The sequence below is a fragment of the Aquipuribacter hungaricus genome (assembly GCF_037860755.1).
GTDB lineage: Bacteria > Actinomycetota > Actinomycetes > Actinomycetales > JBBAYJ01 > Aquipuribacter > Aquipuribacter hungaricus.
Genome location: NZ_JBBEOI010000328.1, coordinates 1 through 3,102, shown reverse-complemented (window position 1 = coordinate 3,102; position 3,102 = coordinate 1). Strand labels below are relative to the sequence as shown.

The window sequence follows — 3,102 nt, the reverse complement described above, 5'->3', positions numbered from 1 at the left end:
CGCGGGGCCGTAGCCCACGAGCACGGCAGTACGCCCGGCCCCGGCGGCGGCCTGCGTGCTGGGGTGCGCCCCGGTCTCTGCCGACGGACCCACGGGGGCGCCGTCGGCGTCGGAGGGGGCGGCGTCCCCGACGACGGGCGCCGCGTGGGCGGCGTCGCTGTGGGCGTCGGCGCCGGGCCTGGCGTCGGCCTGGTCGGTCGACTGCCCGGTCGGTCGGTCGGCCGGCTGCGAGGTCGGTCGGTCCGTCGTCCCGCCGCCGCCGTCGGCGTCGGCCTCGGGAGCGTCCCCGGTGCGCACGGCGAGGATCGGCGTGCCGACCGCGACCGTGTCGCCCTCGGCGGCCATGAGCTCGACGACGACGCCCGCGTACGGGCACGGGAGCTCGACGAGGGACTTGGCGGTCTCCACCTCGACGACGACGTCGTTGACCTCGACGGTGTCGCCGACGGCGACCCGCCAGGTGACGACCTCGGCCTCGGTGAGGCCCTCCCCCGCGTCGGGCATGCGGTAGTGCTCGACGGTGCCCTGTGCTGCTGGCGCGGTCGCGCCGGACGTCTGGACGCTCATGGCGTCACCCTCCTCCTCGGCCCGCGCGTCAGTGCGCGAGCACCCGGTCGACGGCGTCGAGGACGCGGTCGAGGTCGGGCAGGTACTCGTCCTCGATCTTGGCCGCCGGGTAGGGGGCGGAGAACCCGCCGACCCTGAGCACCGGTGCCTCGAGGTGGTAGAAGCAGCCCTCCTGGACGCGGGCGGCGAGCTCGGCACCGAGGCCGAGGGTGGTCGGGGCCTCGTGGACGACGACGGCCCGGCCGGTGCGCCGGACCGAGGCCATGACGGTCGGCAGGTCCAGCGGCGACAGGCTGCGCAGGTCCACGACCTCGATGTCGGCGGTGCCGTCGGCGGCCGCGGCCTCCGCGGCGGCGAGGCAGGTCCGCACCATCGGGCCGTAGCAGAGCATCGTCACGTCGGCGCCGGGCCGGGCCACGTGGGCTGCGCCGAACGGGCGGGGGGCGTCGCCGGGGCTGCGGAGCACGGCGCCCTCCGGCACCTCGCCCTTGTCCCAGTAGCGGCGCTTGGGCTCGAGGAAGACGACGGGGTCGGGGCAGGCGACGGCCTGCTGGACCATCCAGAACGCGTCCTCCGGCGTGGACGGGGTGACCACCCGCAGCCCGCCGGTGTGGACGAAGTAGGACTCCGGCGACTCCGAGTGGTGCTCGACCGCGCCGATGCCCCCGCCGAAGGGGATGCGGATGACGACGGGCAGGCGGACCCGCCCGGCGGAGCGGTTCCCCATCTTGGCGAGCTGGGTGACGATCTGGTCGAAGGCCGGGAACACGAACCCGTCGAACTGGATCTCCACGACCGGGCGGTAGCCGCGCATGGCCAGGCCGATGGCGGTGCCGACGATGCCGGACTCCGCGAGCGGGGTGTCGATGACGCGGTCCTCGCCGAAGTCCTTCTGCAGGCCGTCGGTCACCCGGAACACGCCGCCCAGGGCGCCGATGTCCTCGCCCATGAGGACGACCTTGGGGTCGTGGTCCATGGCGGCGCGCAGGCCGGCGTTGATGGCCTTGCCGAGGCTGGTCACGGTCACGTGCGCACCTCCTCGGTGTCGTCGGCGAAGCCCGCACGGTAGGCCAGGTACTCCTCGCGCTCGGCGTCCAGGACGGCGTGGGGCTCGGCGTAGACGTCGTCGAACATCGACTCCGGCGGCGGGTCGGGCAGCGCCCGGCAGGTGACGCGGAGCTCCGTGGCGATCTGCTTGGCCTCGGCCTCGACCTCGGCGAAGAAGTCCTCGTCGGCCGCGCCGGAGCGCGCCAGGTACGCCTTGACCCGCGCGATCGGGTCCTTGAGCTTCCACTCCTCGACCTCGGCGGCGATCCGGTAGCGGCTCGGGTCGTCGGAGGTGGTGTGGGCACCCATCCGGTACGTGTACGCCTCGACGAAGGTCGGGCCGCCGCCGGAGCGCGCCCGCTCGGTGGCGGCGCGGGTGACGGCCAGCGTGGCGAGGACGTCGTTGCCGTCGACCCGGACCCCCGGGATGCCGAAGCCGGAGGACCGCTTGAACAGCGGGACCCGGGTCTGGCGGGTGTTGGGCTCGGAGATCGCCCACTGGTTGTTCTGGCAGAAGAACACGACGGGCGCGTTGTAGACCGCGGAGAAGACGAGCGCCTCGCTCACGTCTCCCTGGCTGGTGGCGCCGTCGCCGAGGTAGGCGATGACAGCCGCGTCCCGGTCGGGCTCGCCCGTGCCGACCGCGTGGTCGCGCTGCACGCCCATCGCGTAGCCGGTGGCGTGCAGGGTCTGGGAGCCGATGACGATCGTGTAGAGCGCGAAGCCGTGCTCGGCCGGGTCCCAGCCGCCCAGGCTCGCGCCGCGGTACAAGCCGAGCAGGGCGGTCGGCGGGACGCCGCGGCACCAGGCCACGCCGTGCTCGCGGTAGGTCGGGTAGGCGAAGTCCTGCGGGCGCAGGGCGCGGCCGCTGCCGACCTGGGCGGCCTCCTGACCGAGCAGGCTCGCCCACAGGCCGAGCTCGCCCTGGCGCTGGAGCGCGGTGGCCTCGGCGTCGAACCGACGGACGATCACCATGTCGCGGTACATGCCGCGGAGGTCGTCGTCGGTCACGTCCTCGACGTAGGCGGCGTACTCCAGCGCGGCGCCGGTGGGCTCGGGTCGCTCGCCCTCGGGGGTGAGCATCTGGATCATCGTGTCTGCTTCGCGGTCGACGTGGGCTGCCCGATCGGGGCTGCCTGCCGGTCCGACGTCGGTGTCGGGCACGTGCGTCCTCCTCGCCTCGGCGGGGGATCGCCCCGCCTCGCCGACCCGGGACGCCGCGTGCTGCGGACCCCCGGAGCCCGGGGGGTCGGCCCTGGGCAGTGCAGACCATACCTATCGCGCCGCCGACCACGACCATGCACGACGGACTGCGGCGGGACGCCACACGGACGCCCTGCTGAGGGTGCTGCAGGGAGGACGTGGTGTCACTGCTGCCTGCTCCTGCCGCCGGGTCGGAGGTCGTGCTGAGCGCTGCGGGCTACGGGCAGGGGACGGGCGGGGCCGGCTCGGGCTCGACCGGGGGGGCGGGCTCGGGCTCGACCGGGG

General features: G+C 74.7%; 3 protein-coding genes. All 3 read right to left on the bottom strand.

Translation table 11 applies throughout. The features are described 5' to 3' along the window. The coding region (locus WCS02_RS19055; protein ID WP_340295860.1) for a biotin/lipoyl-containing protein at positions 1-567 on the bottom strand (567 nt) is incomplete at its 3' end. A 28-nt stretch (positions 568-595) separates the two neighbouring features. Beyond that, a complete protein-coding gene (locus WCS02_RS19050; RefSeq protein ID WP_376984002.1) occupies positions 596-1,543 on the bottom strand; it encodes an alpha-ketoacid dehydrogenase subunit beta in 948 nt (315 codons plus the stop codon). Positions 1,544-1,590: 47 nt separating this feature from the next. Beyond that, the gene (gene pdhA, locus WCS02_RS19045; protein ID WP_376983984.1) at positions 1,591-2,778 is read right to left on the bottom strand and encodes a pyruvate dehydrogenase (acetyl-transferring) E1 component subunit alpha; all 1,188 of its coding nucleotides are present in this window, start codon (positions 2,776-2,778) and stop codon (positions 1,591-1,593) included. Between the last annotated feature and the right edge of the window lie 324 nt (positions 2,779-3,102).

Bases quoted from the DNA above. Each gene is read 5' to 3' on its own strand.
- WCS02_RS19050 (WP_376984002.1), bottom strand. From the start codon at position 1,543: ATGGACCACGACCCCAAGGTCGTCCTCATGGGCGAGGACATCGGCGCC.